The sequence below is a fragment of the Pigmentiphaga sp. MLSB6-MA01 genome (genome assembly GCF_058793475.1).
In genome coordinates, this window is record NZ_JBXAFV010000017.1 from 41,935 (window position 1) to 66,073 (window position 24,139).

Here is a 24,139-nt window from a genome sequence, read left to right on the forward strand (position 1 = left end):
TCTCCAATTCAGGTTCTGGTCATGGCCGGGAAGGCTGGACAGAACCTTATGCCTGGAGCGGCGGGGCGTCACGCTGCATAGATGCAAGGAAGCTTGCACTTTTCCGCGCAGGCGCACGGGCCGTCACGGCGAGCTCGGCCCGTGCTCCAGGAACAAGTCCGCGAAAACGCCGCGCACCCAGCGGGTGCCGGCGTCCTGGTGGCTGCGCTCATGCCAGAACTGCTTGACCTCGAACTCCGGCACCTCGAAAGGCAGCGGCAACATCTTGACGTGACGCCAGGGCATCATGAGGCGCGCCACGGTACCGGGGATGACCACCAGCAATTCCGTGGCGGCCAGGATCTCGGGCACGATGGTGAAATGCGGCACACGCAGGGCGATATGGCGGCGCAGCCCGTTCTTCTCCAGATACTGCTCGATCAGCGTCGTGGTCGAGGAATGCAGCGAGGCACGGCTATACCGCGTCCCCGCCGGTTCGATCATGATGTGCGATTCATCGCTGAAGCCCTGGAGGCTGAGCGATGCCCCGATGCGCGGGTGATCCGATCTCAACAGACAGACATGGCGATCGCTGAACAGGCGTTGCTGGTAGAAACCCGCATTCAATCCGGGCAGAAATCCCACCGCGAGGTCGGCATCCCCGGATTCGAGCGCTTCACGATAGCTTTCGCGCGGCAGTTGCAGTACGCGCAGCCCGACACCCGGAGCCACCTTCTTCAGATGCTGCATCAAGCGCGGCAGGTAGACCACTTCGCCGATGTCGCTCAACAGTATCTGGAAAATCCGCTCGGACCGCGCCGGATCGAATGCCACGGCCTCCTCCAGCCCCGCGCGCATGATGGCCAGCCCCGCACGCACGCTGGGAGCGATGCGCTGCGCGAAAGGCGTGGGCTCCATTCCGGTCTTGACGCGGACGAACAACGGGTCGCCGCAAAAGCTCCGCAGGCGGGTCAGGGCATGGCTCATCGACGGCTGGGACAAGCCTACCCGCAGTCCGGCCCGGGTAACGTTGCGCTCCTGCATCATCGCGTCGAAAGCCACCAACAGATTCAGATCGATGCTCTCGATGTTCATTGCCGCCCTCCGTGGAATGCGATCAGCCACTGGCGGCAACGCAGCCGATTCAGGTTTCGAAGCGATTCGTTCCGTACCGGCCGGACAGCGCTCCCGATGCAATGATCATCCGCTGCATTTCGGAAGAACCCTCGGTAATGGTGCGGCTGCGCGCATCTCGATACATGAGTTCCAGCGGCAATTCGCGGGACAATCCCAGGCCGCCGTGGATCTGGATGGCCCGGTCGACGACGCGTATCAACATTTCGTCCGCGTAGAGCTTCACCGCGGATGCCTCGAGATGATAGTCCAGTCCTCGATCGGCCTTCCATGCCGCATGCATGACCATGGACCGGGCCGCATGCAGCTCCACCACGGAATCGGCGATCATCCACTGGATCGCCTGGCGCTTTGCCAACGGCTGCCCGAACGTGCGGCGGTCATTGGCATAGGCAATCGCCATGTCCAGGGCTCGCTGGGCGCGGCCCAGCGCCTTCGGGCCATGGATGAGGCGGCCCATGTCGAGAAACTCGCGCGCCAGGTCCCAACCCTGTCCCGCCGCACCTACCATCCGGTCCGCCGGCACCCTCACGTTGTCGAACAGCAGTTCCCATGGCCGGTCCGGCGACATCAGCTCGAAGCTCTGGCCCAGCCGCATTCCCGGCGTGTCCCGATCGATCAGAAAACAACTGATGCCCAGTTCCTGCCCGTCCTTGGCGGTACGCGCGAATACCTGCGCGAAATCCGCCTTGTCGGCGCCGGTGATGAAAATCTTGGCACCGTTGATGACGAAATGATCGCCGTCGGCGACCGCGGTCGTCCGCATGCCCGAAGGATCGGAACCGGCCCCTGGTTCTGTCAGCGCGAAGCAGGTGCGTTTCTCTCCCCGGGCGACAGGCAGCAAATACGCCTCCTTCTGTTCCTGGCTGCCATGGAACAACACCGGCCCCAGATAAGGCGTCAGCACCGTGGGGGCGCGGAACGACGGCACGTTGCATCGGGCCAGTTCCTCGAACACGACACACATGCCGACCACGCCGACCCCGCTCCCGCCCACCTCTTCCGGCAGGTCGAAGGCCCAGAAGCCCAGGTCCTTGGCCTTGTCCTGCAGCCGCTGCCGAACGTCGTCGGGAATGTCATGGTCGTTGGCGTAGCGGCCTTCCAGCGGCAACAACTCCTTTTCCACGAAACGGCGCACGGCGTCGCGCAGCATGCGCAGTTCCGGTTCCAGCTCGAAATCCATCGTTCTTCTCCAGCCAAGCCCTAGTCCAGTTTCACCCTGGCATTGCGACGTCCGGGTCGCCATCTCCCGCTGTGGAAAAGCCCGCCTCAGATGATGCGGGCCTGCTTCAACTCGCCGACGGCGGCCTCGGAAAATCCGGCCTCCCGCAAGACCTCTTCCGAGTGCTCGCCCAGGTCGGGCGGAGGCAGGAAATTGCTGTCGTGGTCACCGTCGTAGCGGACCGCGCGATGCGCGGCGCGCAACGTACCATGGCGCGGGTGCTGCTGGGTATAGAAGACGTCCAGGTGGCGCACCTGCGGATCCTGGTCCAGTTCATCCAGCGTCCGTTCCGGCGTGAACGGGACGTCATGCGCCTCGAGACGGGGCAGCCAGTACTCCCGCTCCCGCTCTGCGAACACCTCGGCCAGCGTACGCGCCAGCTCGTCGTAGCCCGCCACGCGGTCGTGGCGCGCCGGATAGGCCGCGAGCAGGTCCGGACGATCGATCGCCTGGACCAGGCCGCGCCAGAACTTGTCGGGCGACGAAAGATGCAGGGCAATGCGGCGCCCGTCCCGGCAGGTCAGGATGTACGACTGCGACATGGCTGCCCGCCCATACAGCGTGGGCGGCTGGCCGGTTGCAAGCATCGAACCCAGCGGCTCGCAAGCCATGGCGATCATCGCTTCGAGCATGTTGACCTCGACCTTGCGCCCCTTTCCGGTCGATGCGCGCTCCACCAGCGCGCCCAGGATCCCGAGGCAGGCGTAGATGCCTGTCACGGCATCGGACACCGCGGGACCGGCCACCCGCGGATCTTCGCCGCGATGGAACATGGACAACCATCCCGAGACGGCCTGCCCCACGTTGTCGTAGGCCGGTCGGCCGGCATAGGGACCACTGGCCCCGAAGCCCGTGATGGCGCAATGGACAAGGCGGGGATTGAGCCGCCGCAGACGCTCGGCGCCCAGGCCCAGCCGCTCCTCCACCCCCGGACGCATGTTCAGGAGCAGCACATCCGCCCTCTCGATCAGCTTGTCCAGCACGGCACGCCCCTCGGAGCGGGTGTAGTCCAGCGCCAGGCTGCGCTTGTTCCTGTTGTGCGCCTGGAACTGGGGACTGTAGAGCCCCCCTTTGAACGCGCGAAACGGATCGCCGACGCCCGGCCGCTCGACCTTGACGACATCCGCTCCCAGTTCGGCCAGCGACATGCCGGCCAGTGGCGCGGTAATGAAATTCCCCAGGTCGAGCACCCGGACCCCTTGAAGGACTTTCATCGATTGCCTGCCCCCAACGCAGTCCGCAGGAACGCCGTGGTCCGCTCATGGGCCAGCGCCGCCGCCTCCAGCTCGCCGCGTGTGTAGAAACCGTGGCCGACTCCGGGATAGCGGTGAAAGCCTCCGCCTGCCGTGGCCGGCAGCGCAGCCTCGATCCTGGCCTGCGCCTCGGCGGACGCGTAGCGGTCCTGGTCGCCATAGTGCAACACCACCGGGCAGCGCAAGGCAGTTGCCTCGTCCAGATGATCCTCCACCCCCACGCCATAGAACACGGCCGCCGCATCCACCTCCAGCCTGGCGGCGCAGCGGAATGCCAGCTTCCCTCCCAGGCACAGCCCCACCACCGCCACGCGCCCCCGAAAGCCCAGCATGGATCGGACGTGTGCGGCAACCCTGCCGATATCGGCCAGGCCTGCCTCCTCGTCAAACCGCTCCAGATACTGGAACGCACGCTCGATGTCGGCCTTGGAATGGCTCAGCTGGACTCCAGGCTCGATGCGCCAGTACAGGTCGGGAGCCAGCGCGAGATAGCCTTCGGCCGCATAGCGATCGGCCACGCCGCGTATCGCATCGGTCACGCCGAATATCTCCTGCAGGACGATCACGGCGTGGCCGTTCGGCTTCCCGGGCTGGCTGACATAGGCGGCGAAACCGCGCCCGTCGCCGGCGTCGATAGTGGTCTTTCCTTCTGACATCATGGTCCTCCTGCGCATCAGGCGTCAGACGAGGTAGCTGCCCTTGAGCAACTCCCGCGCGATGGAATTTCTATGTATCTCGGTCGTTCCGTAGCCAATGGACATGCCGCGCGCGTCGCGGAAGTAGCGCTCGAAGGGATATTCCTCGGACAGCCCGTATGCGCCGGCAAGCTGCATGGCCTGGTTGGTCACACGCACCGCCATCTCATTCGCAAAGGTCTTGGCGATGGAGACCTGCGCCACCGACTGCCGCCCCTGGTCGATGGCTTGCGCGGCCCCGTACACCAGCGCGCGCGCCGCCTCGATATCCATCGCCATGTCGGCCAGCTTCCACTGCAATCCCTGGTTCTGCGCGAGGGGGCGGCCGAACTGGGTACGGTCCTTCAGATGCTGGACGGCATGGCCCAGCGCCGCCTGCGCCAACCCCAGGCAGATGGGGGGGTTGCCGGTGATGCGATCGGCGTCCAGCACCTGCAACAGGTCCTTCATCCGTCCCGCCGGCAGGAGCAGGTTCTCGGCCGGCACGCGGCAGTCCTGGAAGACCAGTTCGGCCATGCCCGTCCCACGCAGGCCCAGCAGATCCAGATGCTTGCCCACCAAGAATCCCGGCGTGCCACGCTCGACCAGCACCGCTCCCACGCCCTTCATGCCGGGCTCGTCACTCAGCCGCACCAGCACGAGGAACACGTCGGCCACCTGGGCCGCGGTGCACCAGAGCTTGCTGCCATTGATCACGTAATGCTGGCCGTCGCTGACGGCGCGGGTCTGGACATTGCCAACATCGGAGCCCGCATTCGCCTCCGACATGCTCCAGGCCGCATACCGCTCCGCCTTGGCGAAGGCAGGCAGATAGCGCTGCCTGAGCAGTTCGGATCCGATGTGCAGGATGGCCCGCGGCGTCGCGCCGTCGGTACAGGAATACAGCATGGCCGTATTGGCGCAAGAACGCGCCAGTTGCTCCACCACCAGCACCGTCTCGAGCAGCCCCAGTCCTGTCCCGCCATGGCACTCGGGCAAGAAGATGCCGGTATAACCGTGGCCGGCCAGCACCTTCAGATTGTCGAGCGGAGGCCGATACTGCCGGTCGGCCGCCGCCGCGCCCGGCGCGAACCGTTCGCTTGCCAGTGCATGGACGGTGTCCCGGATCAGCCGTTGTTCCTGAGTCAATTCCACTATTCGCCCTTTGCGCCGGTCAACTTGATGATGTGCTGGTAGTGCGCCGATTCCCTTTGCAGGAAGGCACCGAACTCCTCCGGCGTGGACGGCGCCCCCTCCACGCCCAGCTTCACGAACTGGTCCTTGACCTCGGGGCTCTCCAGCGCCTTGCGAATCTCTTTGCTCAGGCGCCCCACGATCCCCGGCGGCGTGGATGCCGGCGCCACCACTCCGTACCACGTCATGAAGGAGAACTCCTTCAGGCCCGACTCGGCCACCGTGGGAATGTCCGACGCGATCGCCGACCGCTCCTTGCCCGAGACGGCCAGCCCCTTGAGCCGGCCCGAACGCACGTGCGGCATCCCCGAGGACATGCCCGTGAACATCACGTCCACCTGCCCGCCCACCACATCGGCCAAGGCCGGAGCGACACCCTTGTAGGGAACATGGGTCAAATCGATGTCCGCCAGCGCCTTTACCCACTCCATGGCCAGATAGTGCGGCGTGCCGTTCCCGATGGAGGCATAGGTGATCTTCCCCGGCCGGGCCTTGGCGGCGGCGATCAACTCCTGCACGGTGGAGACCCGCGCCTTGGGATTCGCCACCAGGATGAACGGCACGAAGACCAGTTGGCTGACCGGCGCGAAATCCTTGACCGAGTCGTAGGACAGCTTCTGCCCGAAGAAGATCGGATTCAATGCGTGAGAATCCGTCACCAGGCCGATTGTGTAGCCGTCCCCCCCGGCCCGGGCCACCGCCTCGGTCCCGATGATGGTGCTGGCCCCCGGCCGGTTCTCGATAATGACGGGCTGGCCCAGGTTCTCCGCCATCCTCTTGCCGACGGCGCGCGCCACGATGTCCGTACCGCCTCCCGCCGGATAAGGCACGATGAAGCGGACGGGCTTGTCGGGCCACTGCTCTTGCGCCGTGGACGTCCCCCAGGCCAGTCCTGCCACCGCAACCGCCAAGAACTGCATCGATAGTCGCCGCATGTCATCCTCCTTGTCGTCCGCCCGCGGGCGGCATGTCATGTTCGCCAGCTTCTTCCTCGGTGCGCAGCCAGATCTCGGTGGCGACCGGGCACGCCTGCTCCTCGACCAGGTGGCCGACCAGGCCCACTGCCCGGCCCATGACCGCGATGCCGCGCGCCGCGCGCCAGGAGATCCCCAGCTCGCAGCACAGTGCGCCGATGGCGCCGGTGGCATTGACGGGCAGGCGCTTGCCGTAGGCCGCTTCGGCTTCTTCGCCGATGGCGCGCATCAAATCGACATAGCGTCCGGCATGGCCCTCTTCGGCCGCGATCTCGAACAACCGGACCGTGCGCGGATCAACGGGTTTGTGCAGGTTGTGGCCGATACCCGGGACGGATTGCTTGCGACTCCGGAAATCCGCAACCACTTCGCGTGCCAGCTCCCGCGGCGCCCCCTCCGGCGTGGCAGCCACCGCGGACTCCAGCATCCGGGCCGCGCCTTCCGCCGTACCCGCAAAAGTGGTTCCCATCCCGCACAGCCCCGCGGCCACCGCGGACTGCAAGGACTCCGGGGCCCCCAGATAGGTCAGCCGCGCGACGATGGCCATGGGCGTCATGCCGTGCTCGACCAGCGTGACGAGAATGGCGTTGAACACCCGGGACTGCCGCGAATCCGGCAGGCGTCCGGTCAGCTCCAGGTACGCCATGTCGCCGAAGTTGAGGGTACCGATGATGTCTCGGGCCAGGTCCAGGCCCTGGACGAAAATACGTTCGGGGGTGCTGCGGCCCATGCCGCTGCGTATCGGTCGCCGGTTCCGGCTCATGTCGTCTCCTGCTCCACTTCGGTGGATTCTTTTGGGGGCGGCATGCGCCGCCTGTTGGAGACGAAAGATAGGCGCTCCTATTGGCCGGCGTCCAATAGAAGGCGGTCATTCCCTGTATGCGAGAGACTAATAGTGGTACGCGGGAGAGCCAGGGGTTGGCGGCGAAAAACCCGGCCCGGTACGTGCAGCCCGCTGCCGCGCCGGACCGGCGGCCCGCACCAGATTGAAAGCGGTATTGACGAGGCCGACGTGCGAAAAAGCCTGAGGGAAATTACCGAGCAACACCCCTGAAGCCGGGTCATACTCCTCCGCCAGAAGGCCAAGATCGTTGCGCACCGACAGCAGCCGCTCGAACAGCGCCTGGGCCTTGTCCATACGCTTGGACATGACATAGGCATCGGCCAGCCAGAACGAACAGGCCAGGAAGGTACCTTCGGGCTGCTTGCAGGGATCGACGGTGCGCGCGGGGTGATAGCGGAGCACGAATCCATCCTGCAGCAGATCCCGTTCGACCGCTTCCACTGTCCCCAGGATATGCGGATGATCATCGGGAAGAAAGCCGACCTGGGAGAACAGCAGGAGGCTCGCATCGAGCACCGTCGAACCGTAGGACTGGACGAAGCTGCCGATCCGCGGGTCGAAGCCCTTGGCACAGATCTCGGCGTGGATCGCGTCCCGCTCCTTGCGCCATCGATCGACGGGGCCGTCCAGCCCGTATCGTTCCACGGCCTTGACGGCACGATCGAAAGACACCCAGCACATGAGTTTCGAGTGCGTGAAATGCCGCGCCGGCCCCCGCATTTCCCAGATGCCCTGGTCCGGCTTGCGCCAGATGTCGACCAGATGCTCGAGCATCACCTTCTGCAGTTGCCAGGCGTCGGGCGCCGCGGCAAGGACGCCCTCCCGCGCCGTATGCAGCGTGTCCAGCACTTCGCCGAAGATATCGAGCTGCACCTGCTCGGCCGCGCCGTTGCCGATGCGCACGGGACGGCTGCCACCATACCCGGCCAGCCAGGGGATCTCGTATTCCGGCAGCCACCGCTCGCCTGCAAGCCCGTACATGATCCGCAACTGGTCCGGCTGCCCGGCGATGCTGCGCAGCAGCCACCGCCGCCAGGCTTCGGCTTCCTCGCGATACCCCGCATTCAGGAGGGCATAGAGCGTCAGCGCGGAGTCGCGCAGCCAGCAGTAGCGATAGTCCCAATTTCTGCCGCCACCGGGTGTCTCCGGCAGCGACGTGGTCGGTGCCGCGATGATCCCGCCGGTGGGTCGAAACGTCAGCAGCTTGAGCGTGATGAGGGAACGCACCACGGCGTCCCGCCAACCCTCGCGCGCCGGATCGAAGGCACAACGCTTCGACCATTCCTGCCACCAGCTCACGGTGTATTTCAACGCCTCTTCACGGTCGGGCACGAAATGCGGCGTCTGGTGCGACCGGTGGTAGGACAGCGTGAACGGGACGCTCTGCCCTTCTTCGACTTCGAACCGCGAGACGGTCTTCATGTTCCGTCCTTCCAGCGGTACCTGCGTATGCAGCTCGACCGCGTCGGGACCGGCCACCGCGCTCAAGCCGTAGTCGCGTCGCCGCACCCAGGGCACCACCAGCCCATAGTTGAAGCGCAGGACCAGTTCCATTTCCACGGACACGCGCCCACGCTTGCCGCGCACGATGCGAACGATATCGCTTCGCTCCTCGTCGCCGGCAAGCGGCATGAAGTCGATCAGCTCCACCGCGCCGTCTTCGGTCTCGAACGTCGTCTCGATGACCGCCGTTCCCGGAAGATAGCGCCGGTTGCTTCGCACCGGCGTTCCCGCGGGTGCGATGCGCCAGCGGCCGTTTTCCGAGGTTCCCAGAAGCGACGCGAAACATGCCGGCGAGTCGAATCGCGGCAGGCAGAGCCAGTCGATGGAGCCGTCGCGGCCCACCAGCGCGGCCGAGATCATGTTGCCGATCAAGCCATAATCGGCGATCCGCCGGCCGGGATTTGCCGACACTTCCGAGGTCGAACGATTCAAGGCCATCGCCGTCAGCCGTTCGTCAAGAGGACGTCAGTCCATTCTAGTACGAACCCTCCCGGCGTTCTCGAAAACCCGCCGCAGGCTCAGCAGCCCGGGAACAGCTCCTCGGCAGTTGGGCGGCGCGGGATCAGCCCCTGCTCGTGCGACCAGCGGATCTGCGTCTCGATCATGTCGCGGTTGGCCTCGAAGCCGTAGGGCCAGAAGTCCCGCCCCATCAGCGCCTGCGTGCCTTCGGCCTCGGCCTGCATCCACGGCAGCATGATGGGCAGCGCCTGGTGGATTGCCAGGCGGTCCTGCGCCGCCTGCTTGGCCTGGTCGAACGCGGCCAGCAGCGCCTTGGGCAGGCTGGGGTTGGCCTCGGCCACGTCGCGCCGCAGCGCGATCACGTGCATGATGGGAAAGCGCCGCGTGCGCGCGTAGTAGTCTTTTTCCACCTCGCGCCAGTCGGGAAACAACCGCCCCACGCCGGCGTGCCCGAAGGCGGCCGGAGGCGTATAGGCGATCAGCGCATCGAGCTCGCCGGCTTCGATCATCGAGGACAGCGTGCGGCCCTGCACGGCCCGGATGCTCACTTCCTTGGGCCAGTTGCGCGGGTCTATCGCGTCCCGCTCCACATGATCCACGTCGCCGGCGAACCACTCGCAACTGCCCGGATCGAAACCGTACTCGTCCGACAGCATGCCGCGCGCGACCAGCGCCACGGTGTTGGAGTACTCGCGCAGGCCGATGCGCTTGCCGGCCAGGTCGGCCGGCGTGGCGATGCCGCTGCCGGCCCGCACGTAGACGGCCGAGTGGCGGAACGAGCGCGACGGGAAGATCGGCAGCGCCAGATAGGGGCAGCCGCCGCGCACGCTGGCGATCAGGAAGTTGCTGAATGACAGCTCGGTGACCTCGTATTCGGCGGTCTGGAAAGCCTGCGAAAAGATGGCCTCGAGGTCGCCGGTCGCGAAGCGGGTCTCGATGCCTTGGACGCCGACGCTGCCATCGACCAGGGCGCGGGTGCGGTCATAGTCGCCGACGGCGATGCGGATGGAAGGTTGGGACATGCGGGGCCTCGTGCCTGGATGGATGGACTATATCTTGGCGCCGGACGCCTTGATGATCTTTTCCCATTTGACGATCTCGGACTTCGTGAAATCGCCCAGGGCTTGCGGCGTGCCTCCGGCCGGGACGGCGCCCTGCTCGGCCAGCGCCGCCTTCACGTCGGGCATCTGCAGGATCTTCACCATGGCCGAGTTCAGCTTGTCGATCACCGTCCCGGGCGTGCCTGCCGGCGCATAGATGGCGGACCAGGCCGCGGTTTCGAAGCCTGGCAGCGTCTCGCCAATGGTGGGAACGTCCGGCACCTGCGGCGCGCGCTGCGCGCTGGTGACCGCGAGGATGCGCACCTTGCCGCCCTTGACCATGGGCAGCCCGGTGGGCATGTTCACGAACATCATCTCGACCTGGCCGCCGGCCAGGTCGACGATGGCAGGCGCCCCGCCCTTGTACGGCACATGCAGCACGTCGATGCCGGCCACCGACTTGAACAGCTCGGACGACAACTGGCTGGAGGTACCCAGGCCGGTGGACGCATACGACATCTTCTTGCCCGACTTGGCATATGCGATCAGTTCCTGCGTGGTCTTGACCGGCAGCGAGGGACTGACCAGCAGGATGTTCGGCACGGTGCCGACCAGCACCACCGGCGCCAGGTCCTTCACCGGGTCATAGCCCAGCTTCTCGTACAGCGTGATGTTGATCGAGACGATCTCGGACCCCATCAGCAGCGTATAGCCGTCGGCGGGCGACCTGGCCACGGCCTCGGCGGCGATGTTGCCGCCCGCGCCCGAGCGGTTCTCGATCAACACGGGCTGGCCCAGCGCCTCGGCCAGCCGCGGCCCCACCGTGCGGGCGAAGAAATCCACCGTACCGCCCGCGGGGAACGGCACCAGCATCCTGATGGGCTTGGAAGGATAGGTGTCGGCGCGGGCGGCGCCCGACAGCACGGCAAAGGCGGCGATCCAGCAGAATACGGTCAAGCGTTTCATGGACAGGCTCCTGGCGTCAGTGCGGCAAGGGAAAAATCAGGCGTAGTTGATGACCATCAGGCGGATCTCGGACATCTCGTCCATGGCATAGCGGGTGCCTTCGCGGCCGGTGCCCGACTCCTTCCACCCGCCGAACGGCATGTTGTCGATGCGGTAGATCGGCACGTCGTTGATCATCAAGCCGCCGACCTCCCAATCTTCCAGCGCGCGAAAGGCGCGGCGCAGATCCTGCGTGAAGATGCCGCCCTGCAATCCGTACTTCGAATCGGCGGCACGCTGTACCGCCTGGTCGAAATCCTGGTAGCGATTCACGGTGACGACGGGCCCGAAGATCTCCTCGTCCTCCACCTTCATGCCGGGCCGCGTGTCGCTCAACACCGTCGGCATCACCACCGCGCGCTCGCGCGATCCGCCCGCCAGCACGCGCGCGCCCTGCGCCACGGCCTCGTCCACCCACGACTGGATGCGCCGGGCCGAGTTCTCGTCGATCACCGGACCGACGTCGACGCCCTCTTCCATCGGATTGCCCACGCGGCAGGCCTCGACCTTCGCGACCAGCTTCTCGATGAAGGCGTCCGCCACCGACTCCTGCACCAGGATGCGCTGCACCCCTATGCAATACTGGCCCCCGTACACCACCCCGCCCCGCACGCAACGCGCGGCGGCCAGGTCCAGGTCTGCATCCTCGGCCACGATCACCGCGCCGTTGCCGCCCAGTTCCAGCGCCACCTTCTTGCGGCCGGCAATCGCCTTGATGTGCCAGCCCACCTTGGCGCTGCCCGTGAAGGTGACCATCGCGAAGCGCTCGTCGCGCACCATGGTCTCGGCCAGATCCACCGGGCAGTGCACGACCTCCAGCGCGCCTTCGGGCAGCCCCGCGTCGGCCAACAGCTTTTGCAGCAGCAGCGCGGTCAGCGGCGTCTGCGGCGCGGGCTTGAGCACCACGCTGTTGCCCACCGCGATCGCCGGGGCGACCTTGTGCATCACCAGATTGAGCGGGAAATTGAAAGGCGCGATGGCGAGAATGGTCCCGATCGGGAAACGGCGCGCGATCCCCACGCGGCGGCGCATCGACGCCAGCGCTTCGTGGTCCAGGCTGGCGAGCGACGCGGGACGGCCATCCGCGCCCGTGGTCTGGTACTCGAACACGCCGGCATCGGCATCCAGCGGAACCTCGTCGCCATGCTGGAGCCGGGCCTCGGCCGCCGCATTGGTCAGGTTGAAAATCGCCCGCGACACCTCTCCGCGAGCGTCGTAGAGCGGCTTGCCGGCCTCGGCGGCGATGGTGCGGACGAACTCATCGCGGCGTTCCCTCAACAACTCGGCCGCCCTCGCCAGGATGTCGGCGCGCGCGAAGCGAGGCAGCTTGCGCATGATCTCGAAGGCGCGCTGCGCCCGGCCGATGGCCTGCTCCACGTCGGCGGCGCCGGCAACCGGCATTTCGCCCACGACGCTGCCGTCATAGGGAGACAGGATTTTCTCGAAAGTCATGCGGCAGGCTCCAGGCGTTCCATGAAAGTGAGTTCATTAAACGCGTGGGGACTGTCACACGGAAGCCAGGAACAGGTGATGGCAGCGTTCTGAAAAAAAGAACACCCTCGACCGGATCAACGCGCCTTGCACATCGCCAGGAGCGGATCGAGAAAAGCCCTCGCCGCGGCCGAGAGCTTATGCTGGCGCGCGGTAATGATGTCCAGGCTGGCCTGCCGGCACGACTTGTCCGAAACCGGCACCGCCGCCAACAGCCCGGCGGCCTCTTCGTGCGCGAACGTGAGCGGCGGCATGCACGAGACCACATCCGAGCCGGCCACCAGCATCTTGAGCAGTTGCAACGAATTGGCCACGCAGTGAACCGACAGCATCACCCCGGCGCGCGCGGCGGCGCGATCAATCAGATAGCGCGTGCCAAAGGTTTCATCGGGCAGCACCATCCGCTCGCCGGCGAGATCCGTCATGCGCAGCGACTTGCGGCGCGCCAGCGGATGGGATGGACGGCAGATCACCTGCAAGGGCTGCGCCAGCCGGCCCTGGAGCACCAGGTCCTCCCGGCTCAACACGTCGAACGCCAGCCCGATCTCGGCCGACTCCTCGACCACCCGGTCGGCGATCTGGTGCGTGCCGCAGACCTCCACATGGAAATCGATGCCCGGGTACGAGGCGCTGAAGCGCGTCATCAGCGCCGGCAGGAAATCCCCGGTCACGGCCTCGATCACCGCCAGCCGGACCGTGCCGCGCCGCAGATCGGTCAAATCGTGGAGATCGGAGCGGATCCGCTCGATACGGTGGTCGCTGTCGCAGACGAACGCGAACAGCATCCGCCCCGCCTCGGTGGGCAGCATGCCGCGCGGCGAGCGCTCGAACAGCGGCGCGCCCAGCTCCTGCTCCAGGTTCACGATCTGGCGGCTGATGGCGCTGGGGGCGACGAAGAAGAGCTCGGACGCCCGGCGCAGGGAGCCGGTGCGGACGACTTCGGCGAAGTAGCGAAGAGCCTGGGGCTGGAGCATCGAAGCGGCGGGGGGAGTGGAGATTCCGGGAGAATAGTTGCATATCCGTCACCTACCCGGGTTTTCCGGCAATATTTCCCCAGTCACACAAATACCCCTTGACGGCGGGAACCACAAGCCCGATAGTGTATGCAGATCTTCAAGCGTTGCGATTCCTGCGGTTGTGTGCGATCCACCAGTGCGCCATAAATTGTTCTAGTCCCACCTTGATCGTCTCATCCCGGGCTGCGCCCGCATTTCATCAAGGAAACAATTATGGAAACCGGTATCGTCAAGTGGTTCAACTCGGAAAAGGGCTTCGGCTTCATCATGCCGGACAATGGCGGCAAGGACCTGTTCGCCCACTTCTCCGAAATCCAGGGTGACGGCTACAAGTCGCTGCAGGAAAACCAGCGCGTCAGCTTTGTCGCCGGCCAGGGCCCCAAGGGTCCCCAGGCGACCAAGATCACGCCGCTGTAATTCGTGAAGCGCGCCGGCTGGTAAAGGCGCTGCTCCAAGAATAAACAAGCCCTCGAAAGAGGGCTTGTTTGTTATGGGCGGTCGAAATGAAGCTGGCGTGAATCCGTGGCCTCTTCCCCGTGATTATCATGGTGCCCGCGATCGGTTCAGATCCCGAGGAATTTGAAAGGCGCCGCCTGCTTGAATCCGCCGTTGGCCATGCCTGAATAGATGTTCGCCTGATTCGGGCCAAGGTCGAGTTTCATCACCTGTCCGGTTTCGCGCGAGAAATCCAGCTTCGTCAGGTCGACCCAGAAGATGTTGGGCGTCAGCGCCGATTCGAAGAAGTAGCGCTTGTGCTTGTGGTCGGCGACGGTGCGCCAGCGGGTCGAGGAAATATTGGGCTGGTCCGGCGTGGTGATGCCCAGGGGCACCGAGACGTTGCGGATGACGCTGAAGACACTGGCGATCGTCTCCAGCGGATCTTCCGTTTTGGGAAGCGCGTTGACGTAGAAAGCCGCCCGGGCAAACCGGTCGGATGCCCGGTTCGTGCCGGGCAGCATGACCGTCCCGCCTATCTGCTTCCAGTACTCCTCCATCGCCAACTGTTTGTCGAAGGTCGGCGAGTTGGTCATGACCTGGTAGTCACGGCTGTGGTGGATGACCTGCTTGCCGTCGATGTACTCGATGATGGCGCTGTCGCCGCTGGCATCCGAGAGCGAGAGGTGCAGGGTCGCCAACCGGGCTTCGCCCGGGACGTTGTCGGTGACGACGGTGAACGGTTCCTTCGCCAAGGTGTCGACCGCCTCCTGGACGGTGGCGAAGTTGTCGAGCGCGTATTGCGCCCAGGCCGCGAGCGTCAGGCCGGGCGTCTTGCCGTCGTAGGCCGGGTAGGAGGATTCGACCAGCCACAGGACATTGGCCACCAGCCCCGCTTCGTTCATGCCGTCGGTTGTCGAGATGTCATAGCCCGAGGCGATGACGCTTCCGTATTTCGAGGTCCATTGAATGGAGTTCGGACCGGCTTCGCCGGATCGCCTCATGCCGCGCGGAAACATCCATAAGTTGGTGCCGACGTCGACCTTCCAGTCCATCGAGCGCGCCGTGACGATCTGGCCGGCGGCGCCGAGATAGACAAAGCGGGTGCAGGCCTGCGCCGCCGAGACAGCCAGCATGCTTGCGCAGGCAAGCACCGCGGCGCAGGCGGATACGTAGAGGGGCATTCTCGGGTTCATCAAACTCTCCATCCGAAGCGTCGATGGACTTTACCGCATCGGAACCGGAAGCAGGCCCGATGCGGCGATCGGATGGCGTGCCAGGAGGGGAATCTACTGCGGTTCTATGCCCGCGTCCTGAACGATCTTGGCCCAGGTCGGGAGATCCGATTGGATCAACCTGGCGAAATCAGCTTGCGAGCCGGGCATCATTTCTATGCCGACAGGCGCGAATTTCTCGTGCGTGGAAGGCAGCTTCAGCATGGCCTGCACGGCGGCGTTCAGCTTGTCCGCGATCGGCTGGGGGATGCCGCTCGGCGCAACCAGGCCGATCCAGACCGTCATCGAGAACCCGGGGATGATTTCGTTCAGCGCCGGCAGGTCGGGCATGGCTTCGCTGCGCGTTTGGCCGGTGGAAGCCAGGGCCCGCAGCCGGCCGGACTGGACATAGGGAAGCGTCGAGGTTCCGCCCTCAAACATCATGTCGATCTGGCCGCCCAGCAAGTCGTTCATGGCCGGGGCGCTGCCCTTGTACGGCACGTGCAGGATATTCGTGCCGGTTCGGCGCGTGAACATTTCGCCCGCCAGATGGTGGGTGCCGCCGCGCCCCAAAGAGCCATAGGTGAGTTTGCCCGGTTTGGATTTCGCCAGCGCGACCAGTTCCTGGACGGTTTTCACCGGAACGGAACTGTTGACCACGAGGTAGAAAGGGGTGGAGAACATCGTGGCGACAGGCGTGAAATCCTTCGCCGGATCGACCAGCAGCCCCTTGGTCGTCAGCGGGTTCAGGATCATTCCTGTTTGCGAACTGACGAACAAGGTGTAGCCGTCGGGCGCGGAGCGGGCCGCGGCATTGGCCCCGATGGCCTGGTTGGCGCCGGGGCGGTTCTCCACGACGACGGGTTGCCCCAGCCGGCTGGCCATGTCTTCGGCCAGGGTGCGGGTGAACGTATCCACCAGGCCGCCGGGCGTATAAGGCACGATGATCTTGATCATGCGGTCCGGGTACCGGCCGGCCGGGTCCTGGGCGGACGCGGCAGCCGGCGCCAGCACCGCGGCAGCCAGGGCCAGCCAGGTCCTGGCTCTTGTTCCAAAGCGTGTCTTCATGTCGTCTCCTCCTAGGGGCAAAGCGGGCGCCTCATGCGCGTCGCGGTTGCGCCGCCATCTGCGGATGGTCGTGGCGTTTCTCTGTTGCCGAGATTAATATAAGCTTATTTTATATAAAGTAAATTTACAAATACTTCATCGCGACAAGGAGGAGAAACATGAACGCATCCCTTTCCCGGTCAGAGAACCGTCCCGATCTACAACGATTCGGCCTGCGTACCTTTCTTGCGTCGTTGTCCGGCGACGACCTGGAACGGCATGCCGCGCCTGTCGCGCTTGCCGATGTCGCCGCCCGCCTGGACGGCAATCCGCGCGCGGCATGGTTCGAGAACATCGAAGGCAGCAGCTTCCCCCTGTGCGGCAACGTCGCGGGCAGCCGGGCCCGCCTGGCAGCCGCCTTCGGGACCACCTCGGACAAGGTGTTGTCCGAGGTACTCGCGCGGCTGCGCAAGCCAGGCGAACTGGTGGAAGTGCCGCGCGCGCACGCCCCGGTCCAGGAGGTCGTGCTGACCGGCGACGAATGCGACTTGACCGCCCTGCCGGTGCATCTGCAGCACGAATTCGACGGCGCGCCGTACATCTCGGCGTCGGTCGACTTCGTCCACGATCCCTCCGCCGGGCATACGAACGTGGGCATGCGCCGCCTCATGCTGCGCGGCCGCCGGTCGGCGGGCGTGGACCTGGTCGCGCCTTCCGATTTGCGCGCCATCTACATGGCACGCGCGGAACGCGGCGAACGCACGCCGGTGGCGTTCGCCATCGGCAGCCACCCCATCGATCAACTCGCCGCCACGCTTCGCTTTCCCGGCGACGAGCTGGCGCTGATCGCGGCTTTGCGGGCCGAGCCCTTGGGCGTCGTCAAGTGCGTGACGAACGATTTGATGGTGCCCGCCGACTCCCAGTTCATCATCGAGGGCTATTTCGACGAGCGCGGCCATGTGGAACCCGAAGGTCCTTTCGGCGAATTTCTCGGCTACTACGGAGCGGTCAAACGCAATCCGCTCTTCCATTTGACCGCCATCACCCATCGCCGGGACGCCATCTTCCAAACCTCCTCCATCGGCGGCCCGAGCATGCACTGCACGGATACGGCGCAGCTTTGCTCCCTGCGAACGGAAGTCCTCGTATGGAAAGCGCTCGAATCCGCCGTGCGCGAGGTGCGAGCGGTCTACGCGCCCCCCGCGGCGGGAGGATCGTTCAACGTCCGTATCGCGTTGCAGCAACGCGTCCCGGGCGAAGCGCGCAATGCCATCGCCGCCGCATTCGGCTGCCTGGGCAATGTCAAGAATGTGTTCGTCGTCGACCCGGACATCGACATCTATTCCGACGCCCAGATGGAGTGGGCGCTGGCGACGCGTTTTCAGGCGAGCAGGGACCTGGTCGTCCAAAGCGGGTTGAGGACCGTTCCATTGGATCCGTCCTTGGACGGCTCACGAACGACCGACAAGACTGGATTCGACATGACGCTGCCCTGGCTGGCGCCTGGAGCCAAGCGTCCCATCGAGCATGAAGTTCCGCATCCCCCGAGGTTCGGCGCGTCCAGCCATGCTTCCCTGGAAGCCGCGCTGGAGAGCGGGCCCAGGTTTTTCGCGGAGCTCATGACGGCGGTTGGGACTCGGGATGGACGCGAGCTTGTCCGGGGGTTGGAGGACATCGCTTCCCGGCGCGCGATTGGGCGTGATGATCAGGGGCGCTATCGGTTTGGTTGATAGCGGGCCGCGTGACGCCGCGATATTTTGATCGTGGCAACAAAAAACTCCTTGATCGGTGAAATCGAGGGGTTATTGCAATGGAAGCGACACTGACGCGGTATTGATGGGAACGCTACTCCGAGAGCCATACGACGTTTCGAGTCAAGTTATGGATCAGAGGAGGAAGCTTCGACGAAGCCTCCTCCCAGTCCTACCCTGGCTCTACGTCCTACTTCGCACTGGGATTGCGAAGTACGATGCGGAAGGGTTGGCCATTCGGCCGACGAATTACTCGGCCCTTGACCGTAATGGTCATCCGGTAGATAACCTGTTCTTCGCTGGTTGTAGCCATCTTCGGCTCCTATTTCAGCGATCTCAGCATGGAACTTGGTGTTGACAATCCTGCCTAATAGGGCATACGATTTTCCGCTCTCACACAGCAACAACAAGACGTTTCACTCATGAGATCTTTGAGTGCAGCGTTTTTAAGCTTTGCAAAGGCCTCCGGCGCGCCACGCCGGAGGCCTTTTTGTTTGCTGCCGAGACGCCCATAGGGAGCCGGCCGCCTGAGATGTGTTTATCGGATGACTTATTGTGCCATAGCATTTAAGCTTACGCGAACCAGTTATCCACAATTAGTGCCATATTTGGCACCACCTCGTGACACCAGAACAGCAGCTCGAATTCCTGCGGTCTGCTACAGAGCAGGAAATACTCGAATACCTAGCCATGCGCGTACGTGCAGAACGCTATCGAAGCGGGCTGTCTCAATCAGCCTTCGCCGCGAAAGCGAACATCCCCCTGCGAACGTATAAACGGTTCGAGCTAAGTGGCGCCGGTAGCATCGAAACGCTTGTTCGGATTTTTATCGCTATGGAACACGCACGAGGCTTCTTTACCCTTTTCCCAGCCCCTAAACCGGCGAATCATCCGCCCCTGCTAGCGCACGTAGTGGCTATGGGTGTAAGGGCGGGAAAATCCACGCCAAAGTAGATACCTCTGGTCCGTTGGAGCACGCATAGCCGTTGAGTGTGGGCATGACTTGGTGCCGAAGAAGCGATACGCACGGGCGCGGCTTGTCAGCGCCAACGACATAGCGGGGGGAACTTGCCCGCGTATATCGCGCGATGAAGTCAGGCGAACTTGACCCGAATGTAGGAACGAAACTTATTGCCTTGCGCGATGGCATCGATACTGTCGCCGCGCTTCTGAACGATGCAACCCGCAACGACGTACAGCGGCACGAAGCGGCGGGCGCAGTGGCCGCGCGCACGGTCGAAGCTTTGCAGAAGGCCAAAGCCGCCATTGAAAACCGGGCCGAAGTGCTGTTCAGCGACGGCGCAGCGCAGGCCGAACGCGAATTCACGCCGCGCGCCAGCCATGCCAGCCTTGAAAGCGAAATCCGGGCGTACATCCGCGAACAGGCGAAACAGCCGGACGGCCCGGCCAACGTGCGCGCGGCCATGCTGGCGTCGAAGGATGTTGCGGCGGTCATCTTCCATTCGCCCGGCTTCCTTGTGGGCATCAACGCCGACACGCATTCGAAGCTGCGGTATGAAGCCGCCGAAAAGTTCGCCCCGGAAGCCTACCGACACATGACCGATAGCGTCGCGCTTCGTGAGCTTGCGCCGAAGTTCGACAAGGCTATCGGTAGTGTTCGCAACAGCTTCTACAACCCGACGCTTGCGGCGAAGGCTTCGACCCGCGTTCAGATTTAACGAACCCAAGTGCCATTGGGGACTTTTGCCCGGCCTTCGTGCCGGGTCTTTTTTCGTGCGATGAAAGTACGTCGCCTGACGGACCGCTACTTGGTTTCTTCTTTGGGTGCTTGTGCGGTTTTGCGCTTCCATGCTGGTTCTATGTCCCTGCCTAGAACCAGTTTGTACAAAGCTACTTGCGCTTCGTCGATATTCATCACGGCCCGTCGAAGATCGGCAATGTCTACGCGCTCTACGTTTGTCTTTAGCGTGCCTCGGGCGCTTCCTATGGCGATTTCTAGCTTTCCCGAATCCTTGTCGAAGGTGCTGCTATGGTGCGAGAACTTGTTTCGCAACGCTTGCGCCGACTTGATTTTCGCGATTACGTCCTTGTATCCAGATAGTTGCGGATAGTTGGGCACCAAGTGTTCGCACAATGTGCCTAGCATGTCCAGCCGCTGCGGGACGCTGGCGTGATTCACCAGAATGAACGGCTTTGGGTCGCCCAAATCATTGAACCCGGCAAGCTTCCCTAGGCATATGTTCAAGAAGGACTCAAGAAGTGCCCACATTGCGGACACCCGCCCAATTTCAACTAGGTATTCGTCCGGTAGCGGCCAGTCACCGAAGTCAAGTTTTCGGATTTCTTCGTTCTTCATGTCAGTTATCGCCACATGGGTAAAAACATGGGTATATCGACGCAGAAAAGAAAAAAGCCCTTGAAAATCAAGGGCTTATCTCATGTAACTGGCGGAGAGGGTGGGATTCGAACCCACGGTACGGGGTTACCGTACGCCTGATTTCGAGTCGAACATGCGGAACACGCAAAGCCGAGAAACGGCGTAGATGCTGGGTTTCTACGCGTGCGCCAAGTGCGCCAACCGCCTGAAATGCACCCAGTGTGCCAATATTTCCCCCACCGGCTATGCGGCAGCTTTGGCTCCAATTCTACCCACCGCAGCGGCCAGGGTATCGGTCGCCAGGTGAGCGTATCGCTTCGTGCTGCGCGGGTCGGCATGGCCGAGGACTGCCCCGACAGTGTACAGATCCACTCCGGCGTTGATCATGGCCGAGGCGGCAGAGTGCCGGATGTCGTGGAAATGTACCTCTGGCATGCCGACGGCCGCCCTGGCGCGCTGGAATGCGCGCTGGATGGTGATCTTGGGAGTTGACCGGTCGAGCGCTCTGGCGGCACTTGCGGCCTTGGGGTGGATAGGCACAATACGCGGCGTGCCGTTCTTGGTGTCGAGCAGTCGAAAGCCTGCCGGCGTAGGATCGGCGCGCAGAATCTCGGAGAGCCGCATACCGCTGTAAAAAGCGATTCGAATGGAACACCGCCCTGCCCTGTTTGTGCAGGCCCTGGCCAGGCACAGCATCTGCCCGCGGTCGATGTAGGTCTGCCGTTCGTTCCTGACTGTGGGTATCGTTACCCGGGCTGCGGGGTCGTTCTCTCCCATGCCGTGGTGCTTCCAGCCATACCGGCACGCGGCCGTCAGGTACCGGATCCGATTGCGGATTGAGGCGGCCGACAGCGGCCGAGGATCATCTTTCGCCCGAGTGGCCTCGGCTGCGTAGCGCCTGCACACGTCGGCCAGCGTCGATAGTGGTTGGCCCTGGTACACCCACTGCATCAACTCGAGTTCTCGCTCGACGTTCTCGCCGGTCTTGAGATGTGGCGCCCTCTCCTTCAAGTAGACGAGGACGGCGTCCTCGATACGACGCTCAGGGCGGGAGACGCCCTGCGTGATGGCGTAGAGTTCGGCCGACCGGGTTCGGTCGTAGGCGTCCGCTTGCGCTCGCGTCCACGCCTTCGGAAGAACTTTTCGAGTTCGGACTCGCCGCCCACCGACAACGCGGTCGAACTCAAACACGAAACAACAGCGCGTTTTATCTCGGTAGATCGGCATGATTGCTTGTATTCCAGGACATCAAACTCTTCGAACGAGACGCGCCGACCGATGCGCACGCACGGAATCGGGCCGGCGGGCGCGGCCAACTCGTACACTTTTCGGGTGCTGACACCCAGGATCTTGGCGGCAGCATCAGCGGAAATCATAGCTCGCCCTCCCATCACCGCCTCAGCAGTCACTGCCGTCCCCGTGCAAAATCGGCTGATGGGGTCCGGTGCGCAACACTTTCCCGTTCAGCAACGTGTCCAGGATGTCGCGCGCCTCGGCCCTATCCATCGCACCCAGTGCTCGGCTCGCGTCGCCGGCAGTGAGGCGGATGAGGCTGGTGTCAGTCCGCTTCACGTAGGTGCCGCCGTCAGCCAGGCTCTCGGCAGCCTGCATCAACTCTGCGACGGTCCATACGACGTCGCCGACGCGAATTTCCCGGCCCGGCCCGACTCCATGCATCTCGTTCCAGCGCACCGCGGACTTGAAATGAAGGGAATCCAAGCCGAACGACTGAGAGTTATCAGGAAATTCCTCGGTTTTCCTGCCGCACACAATGCACTCAATCCATGCCTTACCGTCAATGTGTCGGTATCCGGTGTAATAGGATCGCTTCCGCTGGGAAGGGGTTCCGCCACATGGGCACTTGACCACCCACCACGGCGCGGGGCACGAAAAGCCACAATGACTGGGCACCTTTATCACGACGCCTCTCCTTTGCTGGTTTCGCCTTTCCGCTCTTGTTCGAGCGCCCACCGTGCGGCATCCAGCGCCAGGGCCTTGAGTGCGGAAATAAGAGCCGGATCCAGAGTGACGTCTACGTCGAGGCGGCCGCTCTCTCCAAGAACCAAGACGGCGCTGGCCTCGGTTTCTTTCCTTGTCGTTCCAACGTCGAAGTAAATTCTGAGGCTGTTGACTTTCATGCTCCCTCCGTCTTGCTTGCAGGGGTGGCCGCTCGTTCAAAGTGGAACACCACGGGCGCACCGGTTTCGACGATCAAGCCGTATGCTTTCGCGAGCCGGTAAATCGGGTGGTGGGCATTCAGGCTGTGGATGTGTCGGGCAATCAGGCTGCGCCACTGTTCGAGGTCGAAGCTGTGCTTGCTGATATTGCAGGGCGGGCATGCGGGCATGAGATTGCCGATTGCGTGACGCTCCGGGTAGGAGCAATTGTCAGGATCGGACATGAGCCGGTTGTCACGCATGATGATGTCGCGGATCACAGGCGCCACGTGGTCGACGTGCCACCGATCTGGCAGCGGGCAGCCGCAGTAGGCGCACCGTCCGCCGAACATCTGGCGTATCTGCTCGCGCTGGGATCTCGTGATGCGCATCACTCCCCCTTCTCGGTTGCAGGGGTGCTCCCATCTGCATCAGCAGCCAGCAAATAGCCGTTCTCGACTGTCTCAAAGCCAGCCGGCCATTTAACGCGACCCCACTGACATCCTCCATAGCCGTCTACCATCGGCCACACGGCGACCTGCTCCTCAGTGCATTCGTCGCAATCACACCCCCGTTCTCCAATGGGGAAAAACAGGCTCGAGCCGCTGTATCCGCATCGTCCATCGCCAAATTGCTCTTCGAGGTCAGTGAGGATCTGGTCGGTCATTGACCCAAAATCCGGCCCGTCCGTGTCCCACGTGGTGCCGTAGCCCGTTTCCCATGAACTGCACCCGCGAATCACCCAGTACGCCGGGCGCTGGTTGATGGTGGAGAGCCAGAACAGGGCGCGGCCGTCGCCGTAGGTCAGTTTCAGCATGCCGGGCGTGAATGTAATTGAGTCGTCGGGAACCCAAAGGTAGGCGGTTTCTGGCTGCTCAATTGCTACTACAAGGCGAGAGTGGATATCCATCACTCACCTCCCTTTGCAGGGGTGCTGCGGGCGGCGTCGACCTTGACGGTCAGTTGCATGGTGCCGTTGCGATACCTGTTGTAGCCGTCGAGCCGCGCGCCGTCTGGCAACATCATTCGCATGCTATCGTTCCACCAAACCACATGCCATCCGCCGCCGTTCTTGGGCTCGCGCAGTTGCCCAGCGACTGCCCGCGCTGGTGCATCGCCCTGCGGGGAATGGCCGACGCGCAGAGGCTCGCACTCGTAACGGGCATCCAGCGCACCAGGAGGAATTTCCGTATAAACCCACGGGTAGTTCCCGGTCATCCCGGGCGGGGGTCGGTGGCGTATGCGCCAGGCTACCGGTTCTGCGCAGCTGGCGCGGTCGGCCTGGATGGCGGCGCGCTCGATCAGCCGGGCAAACTGCACGTTAGAGTCGAGATGCCCCCACGACGTCAGACGGATTGCCAGGTTGATGTCGTCCTGAGTTAGCACGGGCTTGATATCGTCGGCGCTCAT

Annotated in this window: 24 protein-coding genes and 1 pseudogene; 3 read left to right on the forward strand and 22 right to left on the reverse strand. The window is 63.8% G+C overall.

The genetic code is table 11. The features are described from left to right. Positions 1-123: 123 nt before the first annotated feature. From AC1Q6E_RS23830 to AC1Q6E_RS23885, 12 genes are all read right to left on the reverse strand, one after another. Positions 124-1,074 (reverse strand): LysR family transcriptional regulator, encoded by a 951-nt coding sequence (locus AC1Q6E_RS23830; RefSeq protein ID WP_152796701.1) that lies wholly within the window; start codon positions 1,072-1,074, stop codon positions 124-126. Between the two features lie 49 nt (positions 1,075-1,123). Continuing rightward, a complete protein-coding gene (locus AC1Q6E_RS23835) occupies positions 1,124-2,296 on the reverse strand; it encodes an acyl-CoA dehydrogenase family protein (RefSeq protein WP_296557142.1) in 1,173 nt (390 codons plus the stop codon). An 86-nt stretch (positions 2,297-2,382) separates the two neighbouring features. Next, the gene (locus tag AC1Q6E_RS23840; protein ID WP_296557139.1) at positions 2,383-3,549 is read right to left on the reverse strand and encodes a CaiB/BaiF CoA transferase family protein; all 1,167 of its coding nucleotides are present in this window, start codon (positions 3,547-3,549) and stop codon (positions 2,383-2,385) included. Further along, complete coding sequence (locus AC1Q6E_RS23845) at positions 3,546-4,247, reverse strand: dienelactone hydrolase family protein (protein ID WP_296557137.1); 702 nt, start codon at positions 4,245-4,247, stop codon at positions 3,546-3,548. Before AC1Q6E_RS23845 ends, AC1Q6E_RS23840 begins: the two co-directional genes overlap by 4 nt. A gap of 21 nt (positions 4,248-4,268) precedes the next feature. Then, positions 4,269-5,411: an acyl-CoA dehydrogenase family protein gene (locus AC1Q6E_RS23850; RefSeq protein WP_152796708.1), complete on the reverse strand. Its 1,143-nt coding sequence runs from the start codon at positions 5,409-5,411 to the stop codon at positions 4,269-4,271. Between the two features lie 5 nt (positions 5,412-5,416). Beyond that, the gene (locus tag AC1Q6E_RS23855; protein ID WP_296557134.1) at positions 5,417-6,391 is read right to left on the reverse strand and encodes a Bug family tripartite tricarboxylate transporter substrate binding protein; all 975 of its coding nucleotides are present in this window, start codon (positions 6,389-6,391) and stop codon (positions 5,417-5,419) included. A 1-nt stretch (position 6,392) separates the two neighbouring features. Further along, positions 6,393-7,193, reverse strand: coding sequence for a citryl-CoA lyase (locus tag AC1Q6E_RS23860; RefSeq protein ID WP_296557131.1), 801 nt, complete (start codon positions 7,191-7,193; stop codon positions 6,393-6,395). Between the two features lie 126 nt (positions 7,194-7,319). Beyond that, positions 7,320-9,209, reverse strand: coding sequence for a glycoside hydrolase family 15 protein (locus AC1Q6E_RS23865; protein WP_296557128.1), 1,890 nt, complete (start codon positions 9,207-9,209; stop codon positions 7,320-7,322). 86 nt (positions 9,210-9,295) lie between these two features. Continuing rightward, on the reverse strand, positions 9,296-10,258 hold the full coding sequence (locus tag AC1Q6E_RS23870; protein ID WP_296557125.1) for a PhnD/SsuA/transferrin family substrate-binding protein: 963 nt from the start codon (positions 10,256-10,258) through the stop codon (positions 9,296-9,298). A gap of 27 nt (positions 10,259-10,285) precedes the next feature. Then, positions 10,286-11,242, reverse strand: coding sequence for a Bug family tripartite tricarboxylate transporter substrate binding protein (locus AC1Q6E_RS23875; RefSeq protein WP_152796718.1), 957 nt, complete (start codon positions 11,240-11,242; stop codon positions 10,286-10,288). A 36-nt stretch (positions 11,243-11,278) separates the two neighbouring features. Continuing rightward, entirely contained in the window at positions 11,279-12,733 is a 1,455-nt protein-coding gene (locus AC1Q6E_RS23880; RefSeq protein WP_296557121.1) for an aldehyde dehydrogenase family protein, read from the reverse strand. 116 nt (positions 12,734-12,849) lie between these two features. Then, positions 12,850-13,746, reverse strand: coding sequence for a LysR family transcriptional regulator (locus tag AC1Q6E_RS23885; protein ID WP_492573628.1), 897 nt, complete (start codon positions 13,744-13,746; stop codon positions 12,850-12,852). 255 nt (positions 13,747-14,001) lie between these two features. Here AC1Q6E_RS23885 and AC1Q6E_RS23890 point away from each other — a divergent pair, with 255 nt between their 5' ends. After that, entirely contained in the window at positions 14,002-14,205 is a 204-nt protein-coding gene (locus tag AC1Q6E_RS23890) for a cold-shock protein (RefSeq protein ID WP_152796724.1), read from the forward strand. A 146-nt stretch (positions 14,206-14,351) separates the two neighbouring features. Here AC1Q6E_RS23890 and AC1Q6E_RS23895 read toward each other — a convergent pair whose 3' ends face one another. Both AC1Q6E_RS23895 and AC1Q6E_RS23900 read right to left on the reverse strand, forming a co-directional pair. After that, entirely contained in the window at positions 14,352-15,419 is a 1,068-nt protein-coding gene (locus AC1Q6E_RS23895) for a linear amide C-N hydrolase (protein ID WP_152796755.1), read from the reverse strand. Positions 15,420-15,512: 93 nt separating this feature from the next. Then, positions 15,513-16,505: a Bug family tripartite tricarboxylate transporter substrate binding protein gene (locus AC1Q6E_RS23900; RefSeq protein ID WP_296557108.1), complete on the reverse strand. Its 993-nt coding sequence runs from the start codon at positions 16,503-16,505 to the stop codon at positions 15,513-15,515. Between the two features lie 158 nt (positions 16,506-16,663). Here AC1Q6E_RS23900 and AC1Q6E_RS23905 point away from each other — a divergent pair, with 158 nt between their 5' ends. Continuing rightward, a complete protein-coding gene (locus tag AC1Q6E_RS23905; RefSeq protein ID WP_492573629.1) occupies positions 16,664-18,214 on the forward strand; it encodes a UbiD family decarboxylase in 1,551 nt (516 codons plus the stop codon). Between the two features lie 1,157 nt (positions 18,215-19,371). Continuing rightward, entirely contained in the window at positions 19,372-19,914 is a 543-nt protein-coding gene (locus AC1Q6E_RS23910; RefSeq protein ID WP_296557102.1) for a hypothetical protein, read from the forward strand. Positions 19,915-20,000: 86 nt separating this feature from the next. Here AC1Q6E_RS23910 and AC1Q6E_RS23915 read toward each other — a convergent pair whose 3' ends face one another. The 8 genes and pseudogenes from AC1Q6E_RS23915 to AC1Q6E_RS23950 form a co-directional block, all read right to left on the reverse strand. Next, positions 20,001-20,552 (reverse strand): hypothetical protein, encoded by a 552-nt coding sequence (locus tag AC1Q6E_RS23915; protein ID WP_296557100.1) that lies wholly within the window; start codon positions 20,550-20,552, stop codon positions 20,001-20,003. 264 nt (positions 20,553-20,816) lie between these two features. Then, the gene (locus tag AC1Q6E_RS23920) at positions 20,817-21,800 is read right to left on the reverse strand and encodes a tyrosine-type recombinase/integrase (protein ID WP_492573630.1); all 984 of its coding nucleotides are present in this window, start codon (positions 21,798-21,800) and stop codon (positions 20,817-20,819) included. Positions 21,801-21,853: 53 nt separating this feature from the next. After that, positions 21,854-21,964: pseudogene (locus AC1Q6E_RS23925) on the reverse strand (hypothetical protein); the annotation flags it as partial. A 7-nt stretch (positions 21,965-21,971) separates the two neighbouring features. After that, a complete protein-coding gene (locus tag AC1Q6E_RS23930; RefSeq protein ID WP_492573631.1) occupies positions 21,972-22,292 on the reverse strand; it encodes a hypothetical protein in 321 nt (106 codons plus the stop codon). 197 nt (positions 22,293-22,489) lie between these two features. Then, positions 22,490-22,711, reverse strand: a complete 222-nt coding sequence (locus AC1Q6E_RS23935; protein ID WP_492573632.1) for a hypothetical protein — start codon at positions 22,709-22,711, stop codon at positions 22,490-22,492. Beyond that, on the reverse strand, positions 22,708-23,121 hold the full coding sequence (locus AC1Q6E_RS23940; RefSeq protein WP_492573633.1) for an HNH endonuclease: 414 nt from the start codon (positions 23,119-23,121) through the stop codon (positions 22,708-22,710). Before AC1Q6E_RS23940 ends, AC1Q6E_RS23935 begins: the two co-directional genes overlap by 4 nt. Further along, positions 23,121-23,639: a hypothetical protein gene (locus AC1Q6E_RS23945; RefSeq protein ID WP_492573634.1), complete on the reverse strand. Its 519-nt coding sequence runs from the start codon at positions 23,637-23,639 to the stop codon at positions 23,121-23,123. Before AC1Q6E_RS23945 ends, AC1Q6E_RS23940 begins: the two co-directional genes overlap by 1 nt. Next, a complete protein-coding gene (locus AC1Q6E_RS23950) occupies positions 23,639-24,139 on the reverse strand; it encodes a hypothetical protein (protein WP_492573635.1) in 501 nt (166 codons plus the stop codon). Before AC1Q6E_RS23950 ends, AC1Q6E_RS23945 begins: the two co-directional genes overlap by 1 nt.

What these genes read in the sequence shown, in the direction of transcription:
- AC1Q6E_RS23830 (WP_152796701.1), bottom strand. Translation starts at nt 1,074, where the DNA reads ATGAACATCGAGAGCATCGATCTGAATCTGTTGGTGGCTTTCGACGCG.
- AC1Q6E_RS23835 (WP_296557142.1), bottom strand. Translation starts at nt 2,296, where the DNA reads ATGGATTTCGAGCTGGAACCGGAACTGCGCATGCTGCGCGACGCCGTG.
- AC1Q6E_RS23840 (WP_296557139.1), bottom strand. Translation starts at nt 3,549, where the DNA reads ATGAAAGTCCTTCAAGGGGTCCGGGTGCTCGACCTGGGGAATTTCATT.
- AC1Q6E_RS23845 (WP_296557137.1), bottom strand. Translation starts at nt 4,247, where the DNA reads ATGATGTCAGAAGGAAAGACCACTATCGACGCCGGCGACGGGCGCGGT.
- AC1Q6E_RS23855 (WP_296557134.1), bottom strand. Translation starts at nt 6,391, where the DNA reads ATGCGGCGACTATCGATGCAGTTCTTGGCGGTTGCGGTGGCAGGACTG.
- AC1Q6E_RS23860 (WP_296557131.1), bottom strand. Translation starts at nt 7,193, where the DNA reads ATGAGCCGGAACCGGCGACCGATACGCAGCGGCATGGGCCGCAGCACC.
- AC1Q6E_RS23870 (WP_296557125.1), bottom strand. Translation starts at nt 10,258, where the DNA reads ATGTCCCAACCTTCCATCCGCATCGCCGTCGGCGACTATGACCGCACC.
- AC1Q6E_RS23875 (WP_152796718.1), bottom strand. Translation starts at nt 11,242, where the DNA reads ATGAAACGCTTGACCGTATTCTGCTGGATCGCCGCCTTTGCCGTGCTG.
- AC1Q6E_RS23880 (WP_296557121.1), bottom strand. Translation starts at nt 12,733, where the DNA reads ATGACTTTCGAGAAAATCCTGTCTCCCTATGACGGCAGCGTCGTGGGC.
- AC1Q6E_RS23885 (WP_492573628.1), bottom strand. Translation starts at nt 13,746, where the DNA reads ATGCTCCAGCCCCAGGCTCTTCGCTACTTCGCCGAAGTCGTCCGCACC.
- AC1Q6E_RS23890 (WP_152796724.1), top strand. Translation starts at nt 14,002, where the DNA reads ATGGAAACCGGTATCGTCAAGTGGTTCAACTCGGAAAAGGGCTTCGGC.
- AC1Q6E_RS23895 (WP_152796755.1), bottom strand. Translation starts at nt 15,419, where the DNA reads ATGAACCCGAGAATGCCCCTCTACGTATCCGCCTGCGCCGCGGTGCTT.
- AC1Q6E_RS23900 (WP_296557108.1), bottom strand. Translation starts at nt 16,505, where the DNA reads ATGAAGACACGCTTTGGAACAAGAGCCAGGACCTGGCTGGCCCTGGCT.
- AC1Q6E_RS23905 (WP_492573629.1), top strand. Translation starts at nt 16,664, where the DNA reads ATGAACGCATCCCTTTCCCGGTCAGAGAACCGTCCCGATCTACAACGA.
- AC1Q6E_RS23915 (WP_296557100.1), bottom strand. Translation starts at nt 20,552, where the DNA reads ATGAAGAACGAAGAAATCCGAAAACTTGACTTCGGTGACTGGCCGCTA.
- AC1Q6E_RS23920 (WP_492573630.1), bottom strand. Translation starts at nt 21,800, where the DNA reads ATGCCGATCTACCGAGATAAAACGCGCTGTTGTTTCGTGTTTGAGTTC.
- AC1Q6E_RS23935 (WP_492573632.1), bottom strand. Translation starts at nt 22,711, where the DNA reads ATGAAAGTCAACAGCCTCAGAATTTACTTCGACGTTGGAACGACAAGG.
- AC1Q6E_RS23940 (WP_492573633.1), bottom strand. Translation starts at nt 23,121, where the DNA reads ATGCGCATCACGAGATCCCAGCGCGAGCAGATACGCCAGATGTTCGGC.
- AC1Q6E_RS23945 (WP_492573634.1), bottom strand. Translation starts at nt 23,639, where the DNA reads ATGGATATCCACTCTCGCCTTGTAGTAGCAATTGAGCAGCCAGAAACC.
- AC1Q6E_RS23950 (WP_492573635.1), bottom strand. Translation starts at nt 24,139, where the DNA reads ATGAGCGCCGACGATATCAAGCCCGTGCTAACTCAGGACGACATCAAC.